This window comes from Salmonella sp. 2018103, assembly GCF_026247685.1.
GTDB lineage: Bacteria > Pseudomonadota > Gammaproteobacteria > Enterobacterales > Enterobacteriaceae > Salmonella > Salmonella enterica.
This window is the reverse complement of record NZ_CP111029.1, coordinates 4,420,513-4,445,161: the sequence shown is the minus strand read 5'-3', so window position 1 is coordinate 4,445,161 and position 24,649 is coordinate 4,420,513. Positions and strand designations below refer to the sequence as shown.

Sequence of the window (24,649 nt, the reverse complement as noted above, 5' to 3'; positions counted from 1 at the left end):
ACGCCGAAGATGTTTTGGCGGTTGAGAAGACAACAATTTTCAGCTCAGATTCAGAGTCCGAAGGATTTTGCGCTGAGACAAGGCGGCAAACGCGGCGACGGAAGGAGCATACAGAAGTATGTGACTGACGTTCGCAAGAACAGCCAACGCCGTATCAGCGTAAAAGACACAGGACAGAGCACAAAGAATTTGCCTGGCGGCACTAGCGCGGTGGTCCCACCTGACCCCATGCCGAACTCAGAAGTGAAACGCCGTAGCGCCGATGGTAGTGTGGGGTCTCCCCATGCGAGAGTAGGGAACTGCCAGGCATCAAATAAAACGAAGGGCCCTGTCGGAAGACAGGGCCTTTTGTTTTATCTGTAGTCTGTCGGTGAGCACTCTCCTGAGGAGGACAAATCCGCCGGGAGCGGATTTGAACGTTGCGCAGCAACGGCCCGGAGGGTGGCGGGCAGGACGCCCGCCATAAACTGCCAGGCATCAATTTCGTGAAGAAGCCCATCCAGACGGACGGGCTTTTTTGCGTGTGTGGTAACATTTAAAAATGCAGGCCTGATAAGCGCAGCGCCATCAGGCAACCGGCACCGCCGGATGGCAGCTTCGCCTTATCCGGCCTACAAGGTGCGTGCTTTCTCTAACCACCGCAAAATGAAGGCAGAAATCTGCGATACATCATTAAGATCCAAAACGGGTACCGCTACTGCAAGTGGAATATCACTGGCAACCGCAATAACATGCTCATCAAGAATTAATTCTTCCTCGTTGTGCCCACATCCCTGACGAAAAAGTAAGATCTTCGCAACTGCTTCGTGTTTAAACCCTTCTACCAGCACCAGATCCAGTTTTGATGTATCCATCCGACTCACCAGCCATGCCAGATCCAACTCTTCTTGCTCCGGCGTTTCCGTCATTAACGCCCAGCGCTGCTGACTGGCAACCAGCGTCTGTGCCGCCCCGGCTTTACGCAGCTCGTAGCTATCTTTACCCGGCTTATCGACATCCATATCATGATGGGTATGCTTAATCAGCCCTGGCCGAATACCGTGCGCACAAAGTGCTGGGATCAGTTTTTTCAGCAGTGTTGTTTTTCCCGTGCCGCTCCACGCGGCAATGGCGAGTAGCGGTATCATGGTCTCTTTTGCCATTGCGCGAGTTCCTCCGGCGTGTTGACGTTCACAAATGCCTCCTTACAATCGCTGAAATCAACGGCGTGTCCGCCTACCTGCCGCATAAAAATCATTACTCGCCGCTCGCCTGCTTGCAAATAATCTGTCAACTGGGGCTCAACGGCACGATTAATCAACGCGATCGTTGGATGATCGCGTTCTCCATCATGAACCCAAACCACGGGTGCGCCATGACGCTGCGCTGCTAAACGATCGACCAGGTTGTGGGGGATACAGGGATTGTCACAGGGACAAAACAGAAACCAGTCGCCTGCTACCTGCTGAAAAACGGAAAGCATACCCGCCAGCGGACCGGGAAAGTCAGCGATTGAATCCGGAATGACTTTCAGGCCGCTGGCCTGGTAGATATCCAGATGGCGATTAGCACTAATGACGACCGTAGCAAGTTGTGGCGCGAGCGCGTCGGCAACGTGTCGCCAGAGCGGTTTCCCGTCCAGTTCAAGCAGACCTTTATCCGCACCTCCCATCCGCCGGGCTTTACCGCCTGCCAGCACCACGCCGGTTATTACTTCATCCAGATTCACCGATATCGCCTCTTTTATTGTGGGATTGACCCTGCTACCGTGTCTGTATCAAGAATAAGGAGCACAGCTATGAAATGTAAACGCCTGAATGAAGTCATTGAACTCCTCCAGCCAGCCTGGCAGAAAGAGCCTGATCTTAATCTGACGCAATTTTTGCAGAAACTGGCGAAAGAGTCAGGTTTTGACGGCAAACTGGAAGATTTAACTGATGATATCCTGATCTACCATCTGAAAATGCGCGATTCCGCCAAAGACGCCGCCATTCCAGGGATTCAAAAAGACTATGAAGAGGACTTTAAAACGGCGCTTTTACGCGCCCGCGGCGTTATTAAAGAGTAAAACCTTGTAAGCGGCGCCACCGAAATCGTCACGAAATGATATCCTGAATCATTCGTAGTATTTTCCGGATGATGGGATGAACGACAACGCTTTTACTTTCCAGACGCTACACCCGGAAACCATCATGGATGCGCTGTTTGAACAGGGGATCAGGGTGGATTCCGGGCTGACTCCACTAAACAGTTATGAAAACCGCGTCTATCAGTTTCAGGATGAAGACCGTCGACGTTTTGTCGTTAAGTTTTATCGTCCTGAACGCTGGTCTGTTGAGCAAATTCGGGAAGAACACCAATTCGCGCTTGAACTGGTGAAGGATGAGGTTCCGGTTGCTGCTCCGCTCGCGTTTAATGGCCAGACGCTGTTAGCGCATCAGGGCTATCATTATGCCATTTTCCCCAGCGTAGGCGGTCGTCAGTTTGAAGCAGACAATATTGATCAGATGGAGGCGGTAGGGCGTTATCTTGGTCGATTGCATCAGACGGGGCGAAAACGTCCTTTCACTTCCCGGCCTGACATTGGGCTTGCAGAGTATCTTTTTGAACCTCGCCAGGTATTCGAAGATGCCGCACTGATTCCCTCCGGGCAAAAAGCGGCTTTCCTGAAAGCCACTGATACTCTACTGTCTGCAGTTACCGAATGCTGGCGCACCGATTTCGCCACGCTGCGATTGCACGGCGATTGTCATGCCGGCAACATTCTATGGCGTGATGGACCGCTGTTTGTCGATTTAGATGATGCCCGTAACGGCCCGGCGATACAGGATTTATGGATGCTGCTGAACGGCGACAAAGCCGAACAGCGAATGCAGCTTGAAACCATTATTGAAGCTTATGAAGAAGTTAGTGAGTTCGATACGGCTGAAATTGGTCTCATTGAACCTTTACGCGCCATGCGTTTAGTTTATTATCTTGCCTGGTTGATTCGTCGTTGGGGCGATCCTGCGTTTCCAAAAAACTTTCCCTGGTTAACAGGGGAAGATTACTGGCAGCGACAGACAACGACTTTTATTGAGCAGACTAAAATTTTGCACGAACCCCCTTTACAATTAACGCCAATGTATTAATCGGAGAGAGTTGATCATGAAAAAGATTTGGCTGGCGCTGGCTGGTATGGTTTTAGCTTTTAGCGCCTCGGCAGCACAGATCAGCGACGGTAAACAGTATATCACGCTGGATAAACCGGTCGCTGGCGAACCCCAGGTACTGGAGTTTTTCTCCTTCTACTGCCCACATTGTTATCAGTTTGAAGAAGTGCTTCATGTGTCTGACAATGTGAAGAAAAAGCTGCCGGAAGGCACCAAAATGACCAAGTACCACGTTGAGTTCCTGGGGCCGTTGGGCAAGGAGCTCACCCAGGCATGGGCGGTGGCGATGGCGTTGGGTGTAGAAGATAAAGTCACGGTCCCGCTGTTTGAAGCCGTACAGAAAACCCAGACAGTACAATCTGCCGCGGATATCCGTAAAGTGTTCGTTGATGCGGGCGTCAAAGGCGAAGATTACGATGCGGCATGGAACAGCTTCGTGGTGAAATCACTGGTTGCGCAACAGGAGAAAGCCGCGGCTGACCTGCAACTGCAGGGCGTTCCGGCGATGTTCGTCAATGGCAAATACCAGATTAACCCACAAGGCATGGATACCAGCAGCATGGATGTTTTTGTTCAGCAGTATGCTGATACCGTGAAATATTTGGTTGATAAAAAATAAAAAGAACGCCGGTCACTGACCGGCGTTTTTATAAGATGTTTTAATCTCTTCTATCTGTATATCTTTCTTATCCCACAGCGTATTAAGCCAACGTTGAAAACGGCGTTTGAATGTTTTGTCGTTCACGTAATCGCCGTGCAGTTCTTCATTTATGGGTTCCAGTTGCACCCGAATAACAATACGCGTCAGCCTACCGCTTAGCATATCGTAGAAGGGGTGACTATCGTTGTTTGGGTAACACAACGTAATATTAAGCAGCTTATCGAACTGTGAGCCTAAAACATTAATCGCCATTGCAATCCCGGCTGCTTTTGGCGGCAACAGATGTTGATAAGGTGAATGCGTTTGCTGACGTTTCTCATGCGTAAATCGCGAGCCTTCAACAAAGTTAACGATAGTGGTGGGATACCGACGAAACTTTTCGCAAGAGCGACGAGTTGTTTCAACATCTTTGCCGCGTCGATCGGGGTGGCGGAGCAGGTAGCTACGGGAGTAGCGCTTCATAAACGGCATATCTAATGCCCAGCACGCCAGGCCAATGAACGGCACCCAGGCCAATTGCTGTTTAAGAAAGTACTTATTCATTGGGATATGCTTGCGGAACAGAACGCAAAGCACAACGATATCGGCCCAGCTGCGATGATTACAAATCAGTAAATACCAATTTTTCTTGCTCAGCCCTTCTAACCCTTCTACATCCCATTGCAAGTGCGGATTAAGGCGTAACAGCGCTGCAAGACCAGCACACCAGCAATACATCATGAAATTGCAGAAAATGGAGACCTTGCGCCAGATACCGGGAACAGGCAAAAGGAGCTTTACCATACCGGCAACGATGATCGGTACTGAGCAAACAATAGTGACCAGGATGGTCAATACGATACTCAATGGGAGCGTGATAGCCGCGAGTATTCTCGTCATAATAAATTATTCAAAAGTTAGCCATAAACGGTGCGCGAAAAGGGCGCAAGAGGCTGATTCTATCAGAAAACGATGCTAATGATGGCGCTGAGTGAAATAGAAACACTCGTAACAACTATCCACATTATGATAACGGCATGAATCAGATAATCAGAAAAACGTGATGTTAACAACTCATTGAAAATAATGGGTAATTATTAAGAGGAGAAGGCTATCGCGCTGATTTTAAAGTAATGGTAAGAATTTACACACAAAGTTATCCACAGGTTTTTTTGCGAGCGATCCTGAAGATCGACAAAACTTTTCCGCAAATGCGGCGAAAAACTCAAGTTTTCCTCCTGTATGTGGCATCCTTTAACCATAATCTGTTAAACAGGCACGGACATTATGGTTCAGATCCCAGAAAACCCACTTATTCTCGTAGATGGCTCATCCTATCTCTATCGCGCCTATCATGCGTTTCCGCCGTTAACCAACAGCGCGGGAGAACCTACGGGCGCAATGTATGGTGTCCTCAACATGTTGCGCAGCCTGATCATGCAGTATCAGCCGACGCATGCTGCGGTGGTGTTTGACGCCAAAGGAAAAACCTTCCGTGATGAGCTCTTTGAACATTACAAATCGCATCGCCCTCCGATGCCGGATGATCTGCGTGCGCAAATAGAGCCGTTACATGCCATGGTTAAAGCCATGGGGTTACCTCTGCTGGCGGTCTCTGGCGTAGAAGCGGATGACGTTATCGGTACACTGGCGCGAGAGGCGGAGAAGGTGGGGCGTCCGGTATTAATCAGCACCGGCGATAAAGATATGGCACAGTTGGTGACGCCGAATATTACGCTGATCAACACCATGACTAACACCATCCTCGGCCCGGATGAAGTCGTTAATAAGTACGGCGTGCCGCCTGAGCTGATTATCGACTTTCTGGCGCTGATGGGGGACTCCTCGGATAATATTCCGGGCGTACCTGGCGTGGGTGAGAAGACGGCGCAAGCTTTGCTTCAGGGATTGGGCGGCCTGGATACGCTGTACGCCGAGCCGGAAAAAATTGCCGGTCTCACTTTCCGCGGCGCCAAAACGATGGCCGCTAAATTAGCGCAGAATAAAGACGTAGCGTACCTGTCTTATAAACTCGCCACCATTAAAACGGATGTTGAACTGGAGCTGACCTGCGAACAGCTTGAAGTACAGCAGCCGATTGCGGATGAACTGCTGGGCCTGTTTAAAAAATATGAGTTTAAGCGCTGGACGGCGGACGTTGAGTCCGGCAAATGGCTACAGGCAAAGGGCGCGAAACCGGCGGCCAAACCGCAGGAAACGGTCGTTATTGATGAATCGCCCAGCGAACCGGCAGCGGCGCTCTCTTATGAAAATTATGTCACTATCCTGGACGACGTTACGCTGGAAAGCTGGATTGAAAAGCTGAAAAAAGCGCCAGTTTTTGCTTTCGACACGGAGACCGACAGCCTGGATAATATCGCCGCCAACCTGGTGGGCCTCTCGTTTGCCATCGAACCTGACGTTGCCGCGTATGTACCTGTCGCGCATGATTATCTGGACGCTCCGGATCAAATTTCCCGCCAGCGTGCTCTGGAACTGCTGAAGCCGCTGCTGGAAGATGAAAAAGTGCGCAAAGTGGGGCAAAACCTCAAGTACGATCGCGGCGTCTTGCAAAATTACGGTATTGAGCTGCGCGGTATCGCCTTCGATACCATGCTTGAGTCTTACATTCTGAACAGCGTCGCCGGACGCCATGATATGGACAGCTTGTCCGATCGTTGGCTGAAGCACAAAACTATCACCTTTGAAGACATTGCCGGTAAAGGTAAAAACCAGCTCACCTTTAACCAGATCGCACTGGAGGAAGCGGGGCGCTATGCGGCAGAAGATGCGGATGTCACGTTACAGTTGCATCTCAAAATGTGGCCAGAGCTCCAGCAGCACAAAGGCCCGCTGAATGTTTTCGAAAACATCGAAATGCCGCTGGTGCCGGTGCTGTCACGCGTTGAGCGCAATGGCGTAAAAATCGATCCTGCCGTCCTGCACAAACATTCGGAAGAAATCACACTACGTCTGGCGGAACTGGAAAAGAAAGCGCATGACATTGCGGGCGAGGCGTTCAACCTGTCCTCAACGAAGCAGTTGCAGACCATCCTGTTTGAAAAGCAGGGTATTAAGCCGCTGAAGAAAACGCCTGGCGGCGCGCCGTCAACGTCGGAAGAGGTGCTGGAGGAGCTAGCGCTGGACTATCCGCTGCCGAAAGTGATTCTGGAGTATCGTGGTCTGGCGAAGCTAAAATCCACCTATACCGATAAGCTGCCGCTGATGATTAACCCGAAAACCGGGCGCGTCCACACCTCCTATCATCAGGCGGTAACGGCGACGGGACGTTTATCGTCCACCGATCCGAACCTGCAAAATATTCCGGTGCGCAATGAGGAAGGCCGCCGCATTCGTCAGGCATTTATTGCGCCTGAGGATTATCTCATCGTATCTGCGGACTATTCACAGATTGAGCTGCGTATTATGGCGCATCTTTCCCGTGATAAAGGACTGCTTACGGCGTTCGCCGAAGGGAAGGATATTCACCGCGCAACGGCGGCGGAAGTCTTTGGCTTGCCGCTGGATAGCGTGACCGGGGAACAGCGCCGAAGTGCGAAAGCCATTAACTTTGGCCTGATTTACGGGATGAGCGCCTTCGGTCTTTCTCGCCAGCTTAATATTCCGCGTAAAGAGGCGCAGAAGTATATGGATCTCTACTTCGAACGCTACCCTGGCGTGCTGGAATATATGGAGCGCACACGCGCTCAGGCAAAAGAACAAGGTTATGTGGAAACGCTGGAGGGACGCCGCCTTTACCTGCCGGATATTAAATCCAGCAACGCGGCGCGGCGCGCGGGGGCGGAACGCGCGGCGATCAATGCTCCCATGCAAGGAACGGCTGCCGATATCATCAAGCGCGCCATGATTGCCGTCGATGCCTGGCTACAGGCCGAGCAGCCGCGCGTGCGGATGATTATGCAGGTACACGATGAATTAGTGTTCGAGGTGCATAAAGACGACTTAGATGCGGTATCAAAACGTATCCATCAGTTGATGGAAAACTGCACGCGTATTGATGTGCCGTTGCTGGTGGAAGTCGGTAGCGGAGAAAATTGGGATCAAGCGCACTAAGCATTTAAGGAATAACGCGCTTTTTTCGTAATTAAGCAACATAAGCACGGGGGTTTTGTGATGGGTATTAGAATTCCCTATGTAAAGAATGAAAAAAAATTACGAAAAGGTCTTTCTGTGTTGCTCAAAAAAGAGTAAAGTTATTCACGTAGGGTACAGAGGTAAGATGTTCTATCTTTCAGACCTTTTACTTCACGTAATCGGATTTGGCTGAATATTTTAGCCGCCCCAGTCAGTTTATGACTGGGGCGTTTTTTATTGGGCGTAAGAAAAGTTTCGCTCGCACCGTAGGCCGGATAAGACGCGCAGCGGCGCCATCCGGCATAGCGGATGATTATTCCCCGTCCTGAATCTCTTCGACCGGTGCCAGTTCGCTAAACCAGCTATCCAGCTTCTGACGTAACTTATCCACTCCCTGCTTTTTCAGCGAGGAAAACGCTTCTACCTGCACATCGCCATTAAAGGCCAGCACGGCTTCACGTACCATATTCAACTGCGCCTTGCGCGCGCCGCTGGCCAGTTTGTCCGCTTTGGTCAGCAGAACCAGAACCTGGATATTGCTCTCTACAGCCCACTGGATCATCTGCTGGTCGAGGTCTTTCAACGGATGGCGGATATCCATTAAAACGACTAAGCCCTGTAGGCTTTGACGTTTCTCCAGATATTCCCCCAGCGCGCGTTGCCACTTGCGTTTCATCTCTTCCGGGACTTCCGCGTAGCCATAGCCCGGCAGGTCGACCAACCGTTTGCCATCTACGACTTCAAACAGGTTAATCAATTGGGTACGGCCCGGCGTTTTAGAGGTGCGCGCAAGGCTTTTTTGGTTGGTCAACGTGTTCAGGGCGCTGGATTTGCCTGCATTGGAACGGCCAGCAAAAGCCACTTCAATTCCGCAATCGGAAGGTAAATGGCGAATATCAGGCGCACTCATCACAAAATGCGTCTGTTGATAATTCAGGTTAGTCAAAGCGGTCGTCTCCGTCAGTCAAAGCATTGTGGCGATTATACCTGAACGCCAGCAAAAGACGGATTTTTCGGCGCGTCGGTGCTGTAAGTAAAAGCCATACGCTTTGTGAGACATTGTCCATTGCACTTATGCGACATGACAGAGTCGTTGTCAGGCTCAAAGCCAGTTAATATAGTTAAATCATGAATTTATAGAAAGGTAATTGTCTGAAAAAAAGGGATTTGCCGTGTCGGTATCTTGTGAGTTTACCCCAAAAGAGTAAAGTAATGCACATAGCGAGGACGCTAACAGGATCAACGACTCAGGATGAGGGTCAGGAGCGCCAGGAGGCGAAGACACAGGATTGTCAGGAAGACAAACGTCCGGAGACGTTAGTAAAAGGAAATGGAAACAACATGGAATGTTCCAGGCTAAGGGAAAAACAGGGCGTGTTGATAGCCAACAGGGATGGTGGAACCCGTTAAGGGTCGTGAGTCAAGAAAAAAGGCGGCAGATTACTCTGTCGCCTTTTTTCTTTGCTTGCTTTCTGCTAGATTCCGCCTCAATTCTATACTGAATAAAACGGCTTAAAGATCTGACATCATGAAAAAACCAACCTCTGCACCGCGCAGTAAAGCCTTTGGCAAACAGCGTCGTAAAACGCGTGAAGAGTTAAACCAGGAGGCGCGCGACCGTAAACGCCTGAAAAAACATCGCGGTCATGCGCCGGGAAGTCGCGCGGCGGGCGGCAATTCTGCTTCGGGCGGCGGCAATCAGAATCAACAAAAAGATCCACGCATTGGCAGTAAAACACCTGTTCCATTGGGCGTGACTGAAAAAGTGACCCAACAGCATAAACCGAAAAGTGAGAAACCTATGCTTTCACCGCAGGCGGAGTTGGATTTACTGGAAACGGATGAGCGCCTGGATGCGCTGTTAGAACGTCTGGAAGCGGGCGAAACCCTGAGTGCGGAAGATCAAGCCTGGGTAGATGCCAAACTGGATCGTATTGATGAACTGATGCAGAAGCTTGGTCTGTCTTACGATGACGACGAAGAAGACGACGAAGAGGACGAGAAGCAGGAAGATATGATGCGCCTGCTAAGAGGCGGCAACTAACGGGTTTACACCGTGGGCTTGCCCGTCCTGCTTATAACCCTTCCGGTTATATGTTATCTGGTGTGGTTATTCGTTAAACTACAGCGATTGTCGCGGCGACAGAAATGGCTGCGCAGCCGGCTTGCCGCCCGTCATGGCGTGAAGCCGGTACGCCGTACCCGCCAGAGACGCCATCGGAAGGAGTGAGCATGTCTGAACAGCAAATAGACTGGGATCTGGCCCTGATCCAGAAATATAACTATTCCGGGCCACGATATACCTCGTACCCAACCGCGCTGGAGTTTTCTGAAGACTTCGAGGACGCCGCATTCTTGCAGGCTGTGGCGCGTTATCCTGAACGTCCGCTCTCGCTGTATGTGCATATCCCGTTTTGTCACAAGTTGTGTTATTTCTGCGGCTGCAACAAGATTGTCACCCGCCAACAGCATAAAGCTGACCAGTACCTTGACGCGCTTGAGCAGGAAATTCGTCATCGCGCGCCGCTGTTTGCAGACCGTCATGTCAGCCAGCTTCACTGGGGCGGCGGTACGCCTACTTACCTGAATAAAGCGCAAATCAGCCGCTTAATGACGCTGTTGCGTGAAAATTTCCACTTTAATACCGACGCGGAAATCTCGATCGAAGTCGATCCCCGTGAAATTGAGCTGGATGTGCTCGATCATTTACGTGCGGAAGGTTTTAACCGCCTGAGTATGGGGGTGCAGGACTTTAATAAAGAGGTGCAGCGCTTGGTTAACCGCGAGCAGGATGAAGAATTCATCTTTGCGTTGCTTAATCACGCCCGCGATATCGATTTTACCTCGACCAATATCGATTTGATCTACGGTCTACCGAAACAGACGCCGGAAAGCTTCGCTTTCACGCTGAAGCGTGTGACGGAACTGAACCCCGATCGTTTGAGCGTCTTTAACTATGCGCATCTGCCAACGCTTTTTGCCGCCCAGCGTAAAATTAAAGATGCCGATTTACCCAGCGCGCAGCAGAAACTGGATATTTTGCAGGAGACGATCGTATCGCTTACTCAGGCCGGTTATCAGTTTATCGGGATGGACCATTTTGCCCGTCCGGACGACGAACTGGCCGTCGCGCAGCGCGAAGGCGTGCTGCACCGTAATTTTCAGGGCTATACGACCCAGGGCGATACCGATCTGCTGGGGATGGGGGTTTCTGCTATCAGCATGATTGGCGATGGCTACATGCAGAACCAGAAAGAGCTGAAGCGTTATTACCAGCAAGTGGATGAGCGGGGCAATGCGCTATGGCGTGGTATTACGCTGACCCGTGATGATTGCATTCGTCGCGATGTTATCAAAGCGCTGATTTGTAACTTCCGCCTGGATTTTAACGCTGTCGAACAACAGTGGGGTTTGCATTTCGCTGAGTATTTTGCCGAAGATTTGCAGTTACTGTCGCCGCTGGCAAAAGATGGGCTGGTGGATATTAGCGAGAAGGGAATTCAGGTGACGGCGAAAGGTCGTTTGCTGATCCGCAATATCTGCATGTGCTTTGACGCGTATCTGCGCCAGAAAGCGCGGATGCAGCAGTTCTCGCGCGTCATTTAGCCGGGTTGCCCGGTGGCGCTGCGCTTACCGGGCCTACACGTTGCGACAACCTGTAGGCCGGATAAGCATTAGCGCCATCCGGCACATTGTCAGCTGAACAGTCCCACCAGCGCGGCACACAATACGGCGGCTAGCGCAGTTTGTGGCGTGTGGCTGTCGACCGCTCCACTCGATACCAGATTAATAATAGATTCTAACATAATGAATCCCCCCGTTTGCCGGGCATGATCATACTGAACTCATCGGAACAGTAAAGCGCAAAATAGCAGCGTTTTGCGCTCAATTATTAATCTTTACACTCGCGGGTAATGTTTACTCCATTCCCAGCTCTTTCAACTTCCGCGTTAGGGTGTTTCGCCCCCAACCGAGCAGCCTGGCGGCTTCCTGTTTATGACCCTGCGTATGGCGTAACGCCGTGGTCAGTAGCGTTCTTTCCAGTTCTGGCTGCGCTTCAGAAAGCAGGTTTTGATGACCGGATCGCAAGGCGCGGTCCGCCCATTGCGCCAGTAATGTAGCCCAGCTATCCGGCGGCAGGTGGGACGGGCTATCCGGCGCCGAGGCTTCAAACAGTTCGCCCGGTAAATCCTGGATCAATACCTCCTGTCCGGCGGCCATGACGGTGAGCCAGCGGCAGGTATTTTCTAACTGACGCACGTTACCAGGCCATGCCAGGCGCGTTAACGCCGTTTCGGTTTCCGGATGTAATAATTTGGCTTCCACGCCTAATTCACGGGCGGCGACCTGCAAAAAATGGCGCGCCAGGCGCGGAATATCCTCACGGCGCTCGCGCAACGGCGGAAGATGGATACGAATCACGTTCAGGCGGTGGAACAGGTCTTCGCGGAATTTCCCTTCCTGAACGCGTCGTTCGAGGTTCTGGTGGGTGGCGGCGATAATGCGCACATCCACTTTTACCGGCGCGTACCCGCCCACGCGGTAGAACTGTCCGTCAGCCAGCACGCGTAACAGACGAGTCTGGACATCCAGCGGCATATCGCCAATTTCGTCCAGAAACAGCGTGCCGCCGTCAGCCTGCTCGAAACGGCCCTGCCGGATGGTATTCGCCCCGGTAAAAGCGCCTTTCTCATGGCCAAACAGTTCGGATTCAATCAAATCTTTCGGGATGGCCGCCATATTGAGCGCGATAAACGGCGCTTTGGCGCGCGGGCTATGACGATGTAGCGCATGGGCGACCAGTTCTTTACCAGTTCCTGATTCGCCGTTAATCAACACGCTAATCGAAGAACGCGACAGCCGACCAATAATGCGAAACACATCCTGCATGGCGGGCGCTTCGCCTATCATGTCTGTTGTCGGGCCGTTAACCTCGATATTACGCGGTTGCTGCTGCTCCTGATAGTGGCTAATCGCGCGCTCGACCAGAGCGACGGCTTCATCAATATCAAACGGTTTAGGCAGATAATCAAACGCCCCCTGCTGATAGGCGCTCACGGCGGCATCTAAATCGGAATGCGCGGTCATAATGATGACCGGAAGCATCGGGTGACGCTGTTTAATCTGCTTTAATAGCGCCAGCCCGTCCATTCCCGGCATTCGGATATCCGACAGCAAGACGTCCGGCGTTTTACTGGCCAGCGCAGCCAGTACTTCATTACCATTCTCAAAGGTGGTACAGGTCAACCCTGCCCCGGCGAGAGCACGTTCAAGCACCCAACGGATGGAACTATCATCATCGACGACCCAGACTATTCCTCGTTGCATAAACACCTCTATTTCCGAATCGGCAGGTAAACCGAAAACTCGGTATGCCCCGGCCAACTGGTAAATTCAATTTTGCCGGCGTGTTGATCGATAAGATTGCGGGCGATAGATAACCCAAGCCCGGTGCCGCCTTCGCGACCGCTGACCATCGGGTAGAACAGCGTATCCTGTAAATGGGGAGGAATGCCCGGCCCATTGTCTTCAACGTCTATACGCGCCGCCAGGCGATAGCGTTCGCCATGCAGCGTTAACTGGAAGGCGGTACGGGTACGCAGCGTAATTTCGCCGCCATCCGGCCCCAGCGCCTGCAAGGCATTGCGGACAATATTCAGCAGTACTTGCTCAATTTGTTCCGGGTCATGCGGCAGTTCTGGCAGACTGGGGTCGTAATCGCGGATAAGCCGGACATTATCCGGCAGTTCCATCGACACCAGCGCCACCACGCGCTCCGCGACTTTATGTATGCTCTCGGTAATGTGCATTCCCGGGTGCTGCGGCCCCAGCAAACGATCGACAAGGTTGCGTAGTCTGTCGGCCTGTTCAATGATGACTTTGGTATATTCCATTAGCGCCGGGTCGGGCAGCGCCTTGCTGAGTAGCTGCGCCGCGCCGCGCAGGCCGCCGAGCGGATTTTTGATTTCGTGCGCCAGACCGCGCACCAGATCGCGGGCGGCGATTTGCTGCGCGTGCTGCAACTGCTCCTGACTCAGACGACGCTGGTTATCCATCGGCGCCATTTCGAGCAGTATAAAATCGTCGGGCAGACGTTGGGCGGTCAAAGAGAGAATATGCGAGCGACTATCAATCACCAGCGTCACTTCGTTATCGGTAAAGCCTTGCCCTGCCGCTAAACTTTCGCGCATCAGGTCAATGTTTAACGAAAAATAGCTCAACAGTTCAGGTAACGGCGTCCCGAACAGTTTGCGTGAGCTTTGCGCGAGCAACTGCTGCGCGGCAGGGTTGGCGTAATGGATTGCCAGCGCGTCGTCGACCACCAGCACGCTGTTGATTAACGAATTGAGGATCTGCCCAGCATCGGGCTGTATGCCGCTTGCCATTCAGCAGTCTCCTGGAAAAGGTTGCACCATTTTAGTGCATTATAGCTTTTTACCACTAAAAAGCGCGTGAGATCAGATTGTTGGTGGAGAAAAAAGCCCATCCTGGGATGGGCTGAAAGTTTCCACGGCAACTCAAAAACTCCTGACGTCTTTCACGCTGCTGCTGCGTTGGCTGCCTTCGCTTACCCCAGTCACATCGCTATCTATGCTCCTGGGCATGTGCTCAGTTGCCGCCTTGCAGCAACGCGAAATTCGTCGGATTTTTAATATACGATTAAACGCTGTAGTACAGCTCAAACTCTACCGGGTGCGGGGTCATACGCACGCGGTCATCTTCTTCGCGACGCAGCGCAATATACGCATCGATCGCTTCATCAGTGAACACGCCGCCTGCTTTCAGGAACTCGCGGTCCAGGTCCAGCGCGTTCAGCGCTTCTTCCAGAGAACCCGCTACCTGTGGGATCTCTTTCGCTTCTTCCGGCGGCAGGTCATACAGGTTTTTGTCCATGGCTTCGCCCGGGTGAATCTTATTCTTAATCCCGTCCAGACCGGCCATCAGCAGGGCGGCAAAGCACAGATACGGGTTAGCCGCCGGGTCCGGGAAGCGAACTTCGATACGGCGCGCTTTCGGAGACGCCACCACCGGAATACGGATGGAGGCGGAACGGTTACGGGCGGAGTAGGCCAGCATCACCGGCGCTTCGTAACCCGGGACCAGACGCTTGTAGGAGTTGGTGGTCGGGTTCGCCAGGGCGTTGATAGCTTTGGCGTGTTTGATGACGCCGCCGATGTAGTACAGCGCCTGCTCAGATAGACCGGCATATTTGTCGCCAGAGAACAGGTTGGTGCCGTTCTTCGCCAGCGACATGTGGCAGTGCATACCGGAACCGTTATCGCCGAACATCGGTTTTGGCATAAAGGTCGCGGTCTTACCGAAGCGGTGAGCCACGTTATGTACGACATATTTGTAAATCTGAATTTCGTCGGCTTTTTTGGTCATGGTGTTAAAGCGGGTCGCCACTTCGTTCTGACCTGCGGTCGCTACTTCGTGGTGGTGCGCTTCAACGACCAGGCCCATCTGCTCCATGACCAGACACATTTCAGAACGGATATCCTGCGCGGAGTCAACTGGCGGAACCGGGAAATAACCGCCTTTCACGCCCGGACGATGGCCTTTGTTGCCACCTTCGTACTTGGTAGAGGAGTTCCAGGCGCCTTCAATATCGTCAATCGCCACATGTGAGCCGGAGATAGATGCGCCGAAGCGGATGTCGTCGAACAGGAAGAATTCAGGTTCCGGCCCAAACAGGACGGTATCGGCGATACCGGTCGCGCGCAGGTAGTCTTCCGCACGTTTTGCGATGGAACGTGGGTCACGGTCATAACCTTGCAGAGTGCCAGGCTCCAGGATGTCGCAACGGATAATCAGGGTAGAGTCTGCGAAGAACGGGTCAATCACTGCGGTGGGTGCGTCTGGCATCAGCACCATGTCGGATTCGTTAATGCCTTTCCAGCCGCCGATAGAGGAGCCGTCAAACATTTTGCCTTCTTCAAAGAATTCGGCATTTACCTGATGAGCAGGAATCGTGACGTGCTGTTCTTTGCCTTTGGTATCGGTGAAGCGCAGATCGACAAACTTCACTTCGTGCTCGTTCAGCATCGTCAAAACGTGTTCAGCGGACATACTTGTACTCTCCCGGATTGGTCATGGTCGGTCGTCGTGGTAACGAGATCTTCAATTCTGCTGGCCGTGTCGCCGTAAAAATATAAAGCGAAATCTGTGCCAACTTTCACATTGCCCCCAAAAGGCGTTATCATGCGCACCATCGTGCAAAAGGGCTGCACCACGGTGACTATGTTGCACCAAAATAGTGCTTCAATGTGAACATTAAGCACCACATTGGTGCAATAGAACGCAAGCCACCCTTTTAACGCTCCGTGAAAGCGATCACAAAGAGACTCTGCAATACTTGTTTGCGGAGGATGTTTGTGATCCTGTTTTGTAGTGCGATTAATCCGTGTACAATAACGCGCTATTTCTAATGCCTGAGGCAAAGTTGTGATCGAAAATTTGCGTAACATCGCCATCATCGCGCACGTTGACCATGGTAAAACTACCCTGGTTGATAAGCTGCTCCAGCAATCCGGTACGTTCGACGCGCGTGCCGAAACTCAAGAGCGAGTGATGGACTCCAACGATTTGGAGAAAGAGCGTGGTATTACTATCCTCGCTAAAAACACCGCTATTAAATGGAATGATTACCGTATCAACATCGTTGATACTCCCGGGCACGCTGACTTCGGTGGTGAAGTAGAGCGCGTCATGTCCATGGTTGACTCTGTGCTGCTGGTGGTTGACGCATTTGACGGCCCGATGCCGCAAACGCGCTTCGTGACCAAAAAAGCCTTTGCTCATGGCCTGAAACCCATTGTGGTTATCAACAAGGTTGACCGTCCTGGCGCGCGCCCTGACTGGGTTGTTGACCAGGTATTCGACCTGTTTGTTAACCTCGACGCGACCGACGAACAGCTGGACTTCCCGATCATCTACGCTTCGGCGCTGAACGGTATCGCGGGTCTGGACCACGAAGATATGGCGGAAGACATGACCCCGCTGTATCAGGCGATCATTGATCATGTTCCGGCGCCGGACGTTGACCTCGATGGTCCGTTGCAGATGCAGATCTCCCAGCTGGACTACAACAACTACGTTGGCGTTATCGGCATTGGCCGTATCAAACGCGGCAAAGTGAAGCCGAACCAGCAGGTCACTATCATCGATAGTGAAGGGAAAACCCGTAACGCGAAAGTAGGTAAAGTGCTGACGCATCTGGGTCTGGAGCGTATCGACAGCGATATCGCCGAAGCGGGCGATATCATTGCGATCACCGGTCTGGGCGAGCTGAACATTTCCGACACCATCTGCGACCCGCAGAACGTTGAAGCGCTGCCGGCGCTGTCCGTTGATGAGCCGACCGTGTCTATGTTCTTCTGCGTTAACACCTCGCCGTTCTGCGGTAAAGAAGGTAAGTTTGTGACTTCTCGTCAGATTCTTGACCGTCTGAACAAAGAGCTGGTGCATAACGTGGCGCTGCGCGTTGAAGAAACCGAAGATGCGGATGCGTTCCGTGTATCCGGTCGTGGCGAACTGCACCTGTCCGTGCTGATTGAAAATATGCGTCGTGAAGGTTTCGAACTGGCGGTATCCCGTCCGAAAGTTATCTTCCGTGAAATCGACGGTCGTAAACAAGAGCCGTACGAAAACGTGACGCTGGACGTCGAAGAGCAGCACCAGGGGTCTGTCATGCAGGCGCTGGGCGAGCGTAAAGGCGACCTGAAAAACATGAATCCGGACGGTAAAGGCCGCGTACGTCTCGACTACGTGATCCCAAGCCGTGGGCTGATTGGTTTCCGTTCAGAATTCATGACCATGACTTCCGGTACGGGTCTGCTGTACTCCACCTTCAGCCATTACGACGATATTCGTCCGGGTGAAGTGGGCCAGCGTCAGAACGGCGTACTGATCTCTAACGGTCAGGGTAAAGCGGTGGCGTTTGCGCTGTTCGGTTTGCAGGATCGCGGTAAGCTGTTCCTGGGCCACGGCGCGGAAGTTTATGAAGGCCAGATTATTGGTATTCACAGTCGCTCCAACGACCTGACGGTAAACTGCCTGACCGGTAAGAAACTGACCAACATGCGTGCGTCTGGTACGGATGAAGCGGTGATTCTGGTTCCGCCAATTAAAATGAGCCTTGAGCAAGCGCTGGAGTTCATTGATGACGACGAACTGGTAGAAGTCACCCCAACCTCTATCCGTATCCGTAAACGTCACCTGACGGAAAACGATCGCCGCCGTGCGAACCGTGGTCAGAAAGAAGAGTAATTAACGTTCTTACGGATAAAAACCCTGTCGAAATGAAAACTCGGCGGGGTTTTTTTATTCACATTGATAAAGAGATAAGGTTGCCAAAAAATCAGCAATCGCTGGCGTATTATGCCGACCAATGACGCTATCCGCATACATCTTTGCCCGAGCGCTGGCATTCCCCATCGCGACGCCCAATCCGGCTAAACGTAGCATTTCCGCATCGTTATCATTATCGCCAAACGCCATCACTTCGCGCATTGCGATATGCTGTTGCTGTGCATATCTGGCGAGGCTTTGTCCTTTGCTACATCCCTTCTGAAGAATATCCAGTTGATGATGCCAGGACCAGGTACAGCTTAGCTGTAATTCATGCTGTATAAACTCAGCAATATTTTGTAGTTGTTTTATGTGCCGATGAACGACGCTGATTTGCCAAATATTCTCCCTACTGCTTAGCTCATCAGCCTGAAAGATTATTTTATCATCAGCACGAATTGTCGGTTTAAGCGGATATACCCGCGCCAGTATTTTTTCCGTTTGTAAGTGCGTCAGCGGCAGCGGGTGAAGGACCTGCTGTTGAGCCGGTTGATAAATATAACTTCCGTTACAACAGATCATCGGTTCGGTGAGCGCCAGCGTTTGATAATACGCATAGGCTTCACGATGAGAGCGACCGGTGACAAGCATTATTCGGCAGCCCATGTCCTGCATCTGACGGATAGCGGTTAGCGACTCTGGCAGAATTTGTTTATTACGGTTTAGCAGCGTTCCATCAAGATCAAAAGCGATTAAACGATATCGCATGAGCGCCCGATCCTAAAACAGCGTGAGGTATCCAGGTGATTCAGCAATGGAATATCGAGGCGGTGCTGATAAGCGAGAAAACAGTGGCATTGTTTTGCCTGGCAGGCGGGAGAATTAAGCCGTTGCTGATATAAATTACCCATTTTAATTTTGCTGATATGACAAGCAAAAAGATCGCCTTCTGCATTCATAAAAATACTTTTTCTTCCTGCGGTACAGATATCCAGCTGCGCTGGCCACTGCTGTGTTTCAATCACATACAGCGGATCGAGTTCGCCGAAGGCGATGGTTTCCTCCACGGTATGCCGGGTATTGGCACACTCGTTGGCGTTAAACCAAAAATAATTCTGGTCAGGCAACCGCTGGCGTAGCCAACGAAACTGGTCGATATCTTTCATACTGGCGACAGCCCCCGCGCACCAGGTTATTCCGGCGGCAGAGAGCGCTAAACACTGCTGGAGAAAGCGCTCAGCGGTAATTTGTGAGGGATGAAAAGAACACCATAACCGAAGCTTTGAGATATCTCCGCCGCCGGCACGAAATGATTCCAGCAATGACATTAACGAAAAAGAGGCGTTAGTTTGTATGCCGACCGCCTGAACATGAGGATAGCGGCTAATTTCTGCCAACGCCGCCATGTAATAACGCAAGCGTAGCGCCTCGCCATAAGGCGTAATCATCACATTCAACGGCGTACCTAAAAGAGGCAAATGGTCAACCATGCGCCATAGCGCGGCTTCGTCGCGTTTTTTATCGTTGCGGGCGTGTTTATGGAACGGGCAATAGCCGCAATGATAATTACACGATTTAAGGTAGCCGCGATAAAACAGCGTGTGAATATCGCGCAGGGCGGGGATGCTCATCTCTGCCGATTCTCCCGTAGCATCACCTCAGGCGAAACGAACACAGGAGCAAGGCAATCGGATAATGCCATACCGGTCTCCGTTAGCCGGAGGCGACTGCCATTCTGATAGCAGTAACCCTGCCGTATGAAGAGTTCAAGGTCGGGGAAATCCCTTAGCGCATCGCTGGCAAAATATTGCTGATAATCGCTAAGAGAAAGTCCCTGCCAGAAAAATAGATTTTTAATGATAAAGCGGCGTTTCATTTCATCAGGGGGGAGCAGATAACCGTGATTAATGACGGTTTTATCCGCGCTGTCGATAAACGCCTGAATGATTTTTCGTGATGTTTGCAGGTTCGACGACCACGGCGAACAGTAATGCAGATTGCCAAGATAACTTCTGCCGCCCGCGCCGAGCGCCAGTGAGTTTTCAAATCCGCAGCTTTCCGCCGCGGCGGATGGCGCTGGATTAAGGACGAAACGGCGCATGGACGTTTGGGTGTAGCCCGCGTTGCATAAAAGATCGCGGGCTAAAACGTAGTAGCTATGCATATTTTCCTGGCGAGGCATATTATAAAGCGGATAAAGAAACAGCTCTTCCGGTTGATAAACGAGCGCCTGATGTAACGATTCCGTCAGGCTTGCGTGAGTCTGTCCGGGAATGCCGTAAATAATATCAATATTGAGTGATGGAAAATGACCCGCCTTTAGCCATTCCAGCGCCTGGTGCGCGCTGGCGGCATTGTGGCGGCGGTGCAGCGTATGTAACTCATTATCATGAAAACTTTGTACGCCAATACTGACGCGATTAACGGAAAAGGCGTTTAATAGCGCTACTTTTTCTGCCGTGGTATCCGTAGGGGAAGTTTCAATCGTTTTATAAATATTCCAGTCAACATTGAGCACATCAAAGACGGAAAAAAATAACTTCTCTAATTGCGTAATATTTAATAGCAGAGGTGTGCCGCCGCCTACGGTAAAGCTTGCCCAGTAGACGGGCGCCAGCGCCATTTGTCGGCCCTGGGTAATAATCGTGTCGATATAGCTATCAATGAACGTATTATCTGCGCCTGTACAGGTAAATAAATTACAGAACCCGCAGCGACTTTGACAAAACGGCATATGAACATACAGATGTGTGTCGTGCTCGTAAATGCGCGGTTTTACTTCGCTAAAGCTGACGTTCTCCAGCTCCCGATAAGCCGTCTTATGCGGATAACTGTACATATACTGACGATAAATATCATTGTTATTCATATTAATGATTACAGCTCAGCAAGAAATGCATATAGGGAACGGTATTAACGATCGGATGATTAAAACTATGGAAATATTTCCCGTCTTCGCCATAGCAGGTGCCGTGATCGGAACAGACAATAACGAACGTTTCGCCGCCGGTTTGGCGGAAAATGTTTAGTAATCCGTCGATGCGGGCGTCGATATAGCGTAGCGCGGCGGCATGAGTCTCAACGGTATCGCCAGGGGCCGCGCCCTCCACGTAAAAATGGTTAGGGTAATGAATCGTGTCGATATTGATATACATCATGACCGGTTGGCTGCCAGCACGCTCGGCCATGATTTTCTGGATATAATGGATCTGGTTATCCATACTTTCTTTAACCGTACAGGCAAAGCGTGGATGCCAGTAACTCTCTTTAAACATCGACGGGAACACTTTTCCCATGCCGGAGCGGTTATTAAAGAAAGAGACGCCGCCAATACAGATGGTCTGGTAGCCTTTATTTTCCAGACTTTTTATCCATGTTGCGTCATCAAAGGCAAATGCATTTTTCGGCCCTTTACGACCAAGTCCGATATCTTTTGGGAAAAACAGCATGGTCTGATTAACGGTATAATCAATAGGTTTTGGCATAAAACCTGAAAACATGGCGTGATGCGAAGGCCAGGTAAAATTACCGGCCGCCTCGCATTTCGTCCATTGTCCATAATGGTTAAGGTTGGGCGTATTTCCGGCGGTTTGTTCCTGAAGCGCAATGTCGTAGCGTAACGAGTCCAGCACAATAAAAAGAATATGAGCGTTATTACTAATTAGCGCATTCATATCGAATTCGCCATCGCCTGTGTCAATCGACGCGTGCAGCGAGACGGGGACTTCATCCATTGAATTATACATTTTGCTTCCTCATGGCCCGGATTTGCGCCTGATAAATTAGATTATTCTGCTGCGCATCCTGATAAATCAAATCACCCTGGCCATTAATTTCAATAATATACGGCGTCAGGCTGGTGGTAAGTAAAACATCAATACCCGCTAAGCGAATGCCAGGGAAAAGTCGCATGGCATTTTGACAGAGCGTATCGATCTCAGTCACTTTTGCGGCAGATAACTCCAGACTTTCGAAGCAGTAAGCCTGGTTTTGCAGATGTAAGTTAGTAATGGGTTGCGAGGAGGTTCTGACCACTCGCCAGATAATTTCGCCATCCAGGCAGACGATGCGTAAATCATAGGTTTTATGCTTTACGCTGGCTTTGGGCAGCCACTGTTCGACGAGGTTTTCCTGCTGAAGAACGCCATCAATAATGAGCTGGATATCTTCTTTCTGACGATACTGTTGGATTTTTTTGCTGTTAAATAGCTGTTGTCCTGATATGGCAATCGCGCTGTAAAGCACCTGCTTTATGCCATCAGGGTGGCGGCGCAAAGCGATAACGCCCGCCGCGCCAGAACCCAGCGAGGGCTTAATGAACACGCTGGCGACCCTTTTTTCCTCCATGATGGCGGTGAGCTGTGCAAAACTTTTTACGTCTTCCGCTACCAACGGCGGCGTGGGGATGCCGTGTTCCAGTAAGCGCCGCTTGCAGCGTTTTTTATCCAACAGGTGAATGAGGCCCGCCGGATGGTTAAGCCAGGTGACGCCAGGACGCGCCGCCATGTTCTGCAAAAAATGGATATAGTCCAGACCGATCGCGTTTATTTTGCGGATGTCAGTTTCACTGTGTACTGGCGGGTCGATTTTAACGATGCCAGAGGTCAGCGAAGCGTCCAGCGCGTGCGGATGAGTCAGCGCCGTGACGGGTTCCCCAAGTACGGCGGCAGCCTGCATAAAATAATGCGTGCGCTTGCTCTGACGGGGGCCAATGAGCGTAATCACAATAAATCCCTTTATCGGTGAGTAGGGGAATGTGCACATTCCCCAACACAATCACTCGGTGTACATCGCATTCATATAAATATCGCCATCGTAATCTTCAGGCTCCAGAGCTTCTGAAAGATTCAGGTTTATCGGCAGTGTGGCTTTTAGCTTTTCCTGCATCTCCGGCGTCAAATAGTGGTGGTGGAGATCGAGTGTTTCCAGATGCGCAATTCGGTCTTTATGCTCCAGCAGCGCCTCTGCGCCGTTGTCCGTTAAGGTACCGCATGAGAGTTCCAGCACGTTAAGCTGCGGCAGGATATTACTTTCCAGCACCCGGCGGACGATACCATCCTGCTCTTCGCTGTTCATCAACCCCAGATGGGTGAGCTGAGGGAAAAGATCTTTGGATGCCAGCGCCATCACGTTATCCAGCGAACCGTCAAAACCGTATTCCTCTACGCCCAGGAAGAGCTTCAGCGTTTTTAATGCAGGGAGCTGCGCATTTTGTAGTTCGGCAAGTACGTTAGAAGGGATGCCGCCGGAAATGATTTCCAGGTGCTCCAGTTTCTCATGATGTATAGCGCCCAGTCGTAGATCCGACGCGCCTTTAATAATCAGTTCTTTCAGATTGGGCAACGCCGCATAGAGCCTGGAATAGTCACCTTGTTTAATCCAGGAGATCTCGCAGTCTTCGCTCTCCATATCACCGATAAACAGTGATTCCAGGTGAGAAAAGCGGGGGGCGTTTTCCACAATCATATCAATAATAGGCTGGCAGGTTTCGTCTTCCCAACAATCACCCCAGTTACCAATGGTCAGCGAGCGAAGCTTTGGCAGATCTTCATCGGTTAAAATTAAATTAATGAGCTGTTCCTGGGTTAATTCATTGTCCCAATCAATATTAAATCGCTTATTCATTTGTTTCCCTTCTCTATAAGCATGAATACGGTAAAACGCTTTGTGAATATTATCATGGCGCTTAGGGGCAGGATATCGGGAGTCTGATTCAGGATGAATGAGCGGGCAGAACAACTACCCGCTGTGATGCAGATTCGGAAAATAGAGGCGATAATATCAGAAGAAATACTTCGCCCCGATACGAATCTGGTTTTGCTCTCTATGGTAGGGGCCCACGTTACGATCTAACCAGCGTAATTCAAAATAGGGCAGCCAGTGTTCATTGATACGATACCGGAAGGTATTAGTGATTTCCCAATGATGCTTCGTACCATTACTACTATTAAAATCATTAACGTTATAAAAATAGTGTGGTTCAAAGGTATAAGAAAATTTATCGGTAATGATAAAATTCCAATAGTTACCGATTTCATAGCTGTCATTATTATCCAGTTCGCCATTCAAATCGGTTGAACTATAATTATTGTGATTATATCGGTTACGTACCGTAAGATTAAACCACGGGGTAAATTTATAGTTAACATCCAGATAGACGGCGCCGCCGGAACCAATGCTTTTGTCGTTTATTAACCCGCCTGGCTGGATGGTTAATTTATCTGTAGGTTTAAATAACGGATACCAGCCCTCAATCTCATTATAACCATGCTTTAATTCATCATCACGCTGTAGCGTATAGGTATTGGTCAACATAATTCCGGCCCCCATATCGGAGTTATAGCCGACGCGCAGCATAAACTCCATTTGGTCAGACGCCAGGTTATAGGCCTCACGGTTTTCTACATAAGCGCCAGCAAAAACAGAGGTGGATATTACTGAAGTTAATATCACTAGAGTATTCAGAGATTTCATAATAAATCCATTTTTCAAA

General features: G+C 50.8%; 24 protein-coding genes and 1 rRNA gene. 10 read left to right on the top strand and 15 right to left on the bottom strand.

Annotated elements, in window-relative coordinates:
* The first annotated feature begins 192 nt into the window (after positions 1 to 192).
* Positions 193 to 308, top strand: a 5S ribosomal RNA gene (gene rrf / locus OLG56_RS21375).
* A gap of 303 nt (positions 309 to 611) precedes the next feature.
* Here rrf and mobB read toward each other — a convergent pair.
* Both mobB and mobA read right to left on the bottom strand, forming a co-directional pair.
* A complete protein-coding gene (mobB, locus tag OLG56_RS21370) occupies positions 612 to 1,127 on the bottom strand; it encodes a molybdopterin-guanine dinucleotide biosynthesis protein MobB (RefSeq protein ID WP_072197361.1) in 516 nt (171 codons plus the stop codon).
* Entirely contained in the window at positions 1,124 to 1,708 is a 585-nt protein-coding gene (gene mobA, locus OLG56_RS21365) for a molybdenum cofactor guanylyltransferase MobA (protein ID WP_023219928.1), read from the bottom strand. The genes mobB and mobA overlap by 4 nt, the downstream gene beginning before the upstream one ends.
* Positions 1,709 to 1,777: 69 nt before the next feature.
* Here mobA and OLG56_RS21360 point away from each other — a divergent pair, with 69 nt between their 5' ends.
* The 3 genes from OLG56_RS21360 (at position 1,778) to dsbA (ending at position 3,750) form a co-directional block, all read left to right on the top strand.
* Positions 1,778 to 2,047, top strand: a complete 270-nt coding sequence (locus OLG56_RS21360; protein ID WP_000649858.1) for a YihD family protein — start codon at positions 1,778 to 1,780, stop codon at positions 2,045 to 2,047.
* A gap of 76 nt (positions 2,048 to 2,123) precedes the next feature.
* Complete coding sequence (locus OLG56_RS21355; protein ID WP_061377460.1) at positions 2,124 to 3,110, top strand: serine/threonine protein kinase; 987 nt, start codon at positions 2,124 to 2,126, stop codon at positions 3,108 to 3,110.
* Between the two features lie 16 nt (positions 3,111 to 3,126).
* Positions 3,127 to 3,750: a thiol:disulfide interchange protein DsbA gene (dsbA, locus tag OLG56_RS21350; RefSeq protein ID WP_000725364.1), complete on the top strand. Its 624-nt coding sequence runs from the start codon at positions 3,127 to 3,129 to the stop codon at positions 3,748 to 3,750.
* 12 nt (positions 3,751 to 3,762) lie between these two features.
* Here the strand turns inward: dsbA and yihG are convergent, their stop codons facing one another.
* Complete coding sequence (yihG, locus tag OLG56_RS21345; protein ID WP_058344369.1) at positions 3,763 to 4,671, bottom strand: 1-acylglycerol-3-phosphate O-acyltransferase, YihG family; 909 nt, start codon at positions 4,669 to 4,671, stop codon at positions 3,763 to 3,765.
* A 387-nt stretch (positions 4,672 to 5,058) separates the two neighbouring features.
* Between yihG and polA the strand changes: the two genes are divergently transcribed.
* Together polA and spfP are read left to right on the top strand one after the other, a co-directional pair.
* On the top strand, positions 5,059 to 7,845 hold the full coding sequence (gene polA, locus OLG56_RS21340) for a DNA polymerase I (RefSeq protein ID WP_061377459.1): 2,787 nt from the start codon (positions 5,059 to 5,061) through the stop codon (positions 7,843 to 7,845).
* Positions 7,846 to 8,011: 166 nt separating this feature from the next.
* Positions 8,012 to 8,059, top strand: a complete 48-nt coding sequence (gene spfP, locus OLG56_RS22425) for a small protein SpfP (RefSeq protein ID WP_071892919.1) — start codon at positions 8,012 to 8,014, stop codon at positions 8,057 to 8,059.
* A 120-nt stretch (positions 8,060 to 8,179) separates the two neighbouring features.
* On the opposite strand, the gene yihA is transcribed toward spfP, so the two are convergent.
* Positions 8,180 to 8,812, bottom strand: a complete 633-nt coding sequence (gene yihA / locus OLG56_RS21335; RefSeq protein ID WP_000183327.1) for a ribosome biogenesis GTP-binding protein YihA/YsxC — start codon at positions 8,810 to 8,812, stop codon at positions 8,180 to 8,182.
* 239 nt (positions 8,813 to 9,051) lie between these two features.
* Here yihA and OLG56_RS21330 point away from each other — a divergent pair, with 239 nt between their 5' ends.
* From OLG56_RS21330 to hemN, 3 genes are all read left to right on the top strand, one after another.
* Entirely contained in the window at positions 9,052 to 9,276 is a 225-nt protein-coding gene (locus OLG56_RS21330) for a hypothetical protein (protein ID WP_001541209.1), read from the top strand.
* Between the two features lie 118 nt (positions 9,277 to 9,394).
* Complete coding sequence (gene yihI / locus OLG56_RS21325; protein ID WP_000743292.1) at positions 9,395 to 9,910, top strand: Der GTPase-activating protein YihI; 516 nt, start codon at positions 9,395 to 9,397, stop codon at positions 9,908 to 9,910.
* Between the two features lie 188 nt (positions 9,911 to 10,098).
* Positions 10,099 to 11,472: an oxygen-independent coproporphyrinogen III oxidase gene (gene hemN, locus OLG56_RS21320; RefSeq protein WP_061377458.1), complete on the top strand. Its 1,374-nt coding sequence runs from the start codon at positions 10,099 to 10,101 to the stop codon at positions 11,470 to 11,472.
* 89 nt (positions 11,473 to 11,561) lie between these two features.
* Here the strand turns inward: hemN and OLG56_RS21315 are convergent, their stop codons facing one another.
* From OLG56_RS21315 to glnA, 4 genes are all read right to left on the bottom strand, one after another.
* Positions 11,562 to 11,672: a YshB family small membrane protein gene (locus OLG56_RS21315; protein ID WP_001578131.1), complete on the bottom strand. Its 111-nt coding sequence runs from the start codon at positions 11,670 to 11,672 to the stop codon at positions 11,562 to 11,564.
* A gap of 112 nt (positions 11,673 to 11,784) precedes the next feature.
* Entirely contained in the window at positions 11,785 to 13,194 is a 1,410-nt protein-coding gene (gene glnG / locus OLG56_RS21310) for a nitrogen regulation protein NR(I) (RefSeq protein WP_001188782.1), read from the bottom strand.
* Between the two features lie 8 nt (positions 13,195 to 13,202).
* Positions 13,203 to 14,252, bottom strand: coding sequence for a nitrogen regulation protein NR(II) (gene glnL / locus OLG56_RS21305; RefSeq protein ID WP_000146189.1), 1,050 nt, complete (start codon positions 14,250 to 14,252; stop codon positions 13,203 to 13,205).
* A 274-nt stretch (positions 14,253 to 14,526) separates the two neighbouring features.
* Positions 14,527 to 15,936, bottom strand: a complete 1,410-nt coding sequence (glnA, locus tag OLG56_RS21300) for a glutamate--ammonia ligase (protein WP_061377457.1) — start codon at positions 15,934 to 15,936, stop codon at positions 14,527 to 14,529.
* A 375-nt stretch (positions 15,937 to 16,311) separates the two neighbouring features.
* Here glnA and typA point away from each other — a divergent pair, with 375 nt between their 5' ends.
* Positions 16,312 to 18,135 (top strand): ribosome-dependent GTPase TypA, encoded by a 1,824-nt coding sequence (gene typA / locus OLG56_RS21295; protein ID WP_000572060.1) that lies wholly within the window; start codon positions 16,312 to 16,314, stop codon positions 18,133 to 18,135.
* 54 nt (positions 18,136 to 18,189) lie between these two features.
* Here the strand turns inward: typA and OLG56_RS21290 are convergent, their stop codons facing one another.
* The 7 genes from OLG56_RS21290 to ompL form a co-directional block, all read right to left on the bottom strand.
* On the bottom strand, positions 18,190 to 18,924 hold the full coding sequence (locus OLG56_RS21290; RefSeq protein ID WP_017441906.1) for a Cof-type HAD-IIB family hydrolase: 735 nt from the start codon (positions 18,922 to 18,924) through the stop codon (positions 18,190 to 18,192).
* Complete coding sequence (locus tag OLG56_RS21285) at positions 18,909 to 19,787, bottom strand: STM4011 family radical SAM protein (RefSeq protein WP_039519504.1); 879 nt, start codon at positions 19,785 to 19,787, stop codon at positions 18,909 to 18,911. Before OLG56_RS21285 ends, OLG56_RS21290 begins: the two co-directional genes overlap by 16 nt.
* The gene (locus OLG56_RS21280; RefSeq protein ID WP_061377456.1) at positions 19,784 to 21,025 is read right to left on the bottom strand and encodes an STM4012 family radical SAM protein; all 1,242 of its coding nucleotides are present in this window, start codon (positions 21,023 to 21,025) and stop codon (positions 19,784 to 19,786) included. The genes OLG56_RS21285 and OLG56_RS21280 overlap by 4 nt, the downstream gene beginning before the upstream one ends.
* A gap of 1 nt (position 21,026) precedes the next feature.
* Positions 21,027 to 21,902 (bottom strand): STM4013/SEN3800 family hydrolase, encoded by an 876-nt coding sequence (locus OLG56_RS21275; RefSeq protein ID WP_061377455.1) that lies wholly within the window; start codon positions 21,900 to 21,902, stop codon positions 21,027 to 21,029.
* The gene (locus OLG56_RS21270) at positions 21,895 to 22,920 is read right to left on the bottom strand and encodes an STM4014 family protein (RefSeq protein ID WP_077948852.1); all 1,026 of its coding nucleotides are present in this window, start codon (positions 22,918 to 22,920) and stop codon (positions 21,895 to 21,897) included. Before OLG56_RS21270 ends, OLG56_RS21275 begins: the two co-directional genes overlap by 8 nt.
* Before the next feature lie 12 nt (positions 22,921 to 22,932).
* Positions 22,933 to 23,781: an STM4015 family protein gene (locus tag OLG56_RS21265; protein WP_061377453.1), complete on the bottom strand. Its 849-nt coding sequence runs from the start codon at positions 23,779 to 23,781 to the stop codon at positions 22,933 to 22,935.
* Positions 23,782 to 23,937: 156 nt separating this feature from the next.
* The gene (gene ompL / locus OLG56_RS21260) at positions 23,938 to 24,630 is read right to left on the bottom strand and encodes a porin OmpL (RefSeq protein ID WP_000838828.1); all 693 of its coding nucleotides are present in this window, start codon (positions 24,628 to 24,630) and stop codon (positions 23,938 to 23,940) included.
* Positions 24,631 to 24,649 lie beyond the last annotated feature (19 nt).